This window comes from Enterobacter sp. RIT637, assembly GCF_019718755.1.
Lineage (GTDB): Bacteria > Pseudomonadota > Gammaproteobacteria > Enterobacterales > Enterobacteriaceae > Enterobacter.
In genome coordinates, this window is record NZ_JAIHAZ010000056.1 from 1 (window position 1) to 789 (window position 789).

The 789-nt window shown below is 58.9% G+C and carries 1 protein-coding gene and 2 pseudogenes; all 3 read right to left on the reverse strand.

Translation table 11 applies throughout. The features are described 5' to 3' along the window. A pseudogene (gene hofQ, locus K5E19_RS23095) lies at positions 1 to 209 on the reverse strand (DNA uptake porin HofQ); the annotation flags it as partial. Then, complete coding sequence (locus tag K5E19_RS23100) at positions 190 to 594, reverse strand: HofP DNA utilization family protein (protein WP_221553261.1); 405 nt, start codon at positions 592 to 594, stop codon at positions 190 to 192. The pseudogene hofQ and the gene K5E19_RS23100, both read right to left, overlap by 20 nt. Further along, a pseudogene (locus K5E19_RS23105) lies at positions 584 to 789 on the reverse strand (hypothetical protein); the annotation flags it as partial. The gene K5E19_RS23100 and the pseudogene K5E19_RS23105, both read right to left, overlap by 11 nt.

Sequence of the window (789 nt, forward strand, 5' to 3'; positions counted from 1 at the left end):
GTGTTGACATAGAAAATGCCGCTCTCTTCGCGCAAAACCAGTCCGGCACTGGTCACGACGATGTGCAGCGCCTGCCGCCACGGCACATGGGTGAGATGCAGCGAAAGCGCGCCTTTTACGTCCGGTGCAACAATCAGATTGCGGCCCTCAAGCTCCACCAGTGACTGTAAAATCTGCACCACAGGTACGTCATCCACCGCCAGAGTGACGGGTTATGGCACTGCGGCCCATGTCGGCATGCTGAGCATCATCAGCAGGATGATTCTCCTGAGTCGTTTCATTCTTCGTTCCCTCTCGTTGCCATCGCCACGCTTTCGGCTCACATCCCTCGCCAAGCCCGACGACCATTTCCGTTTCATTGAATGTCAGCACCTGCCAGCCCGCTGGCAGTCGTTCGCCCTGCCGTATGCGATGCCAGCGCTCCTGTTCATCCTTGACGATACCCACAGCACTTCCGCTCTGGATCATCCCCTGATAGCGCCAGCGCGCTAATGTCCCTGTGGCACAGCGATCGTCCGGCGGGCGAAAGAGGTCACGCATGCCGGTGAGCAGTGCCAGAGAACACAAAATCAGACAGCGCAGCTCAGTTCGCATCGGTGTTCTCCACCTGCAAAACCAGCTGTAACCGCGTCTCCTCCGGCATGACGGAAAACCCGCTCACTCCCATCCCACGCTGAGCGAGCCGCTCAAATAAGGCCGGAATCTGCGCCCAGTCCACTTTCAGCGTTAATTCCCCTCCGTTGGCGCCAGGCAGCCAGCGCACCAGCCGCACGCCGTCGGTTTGAAAAT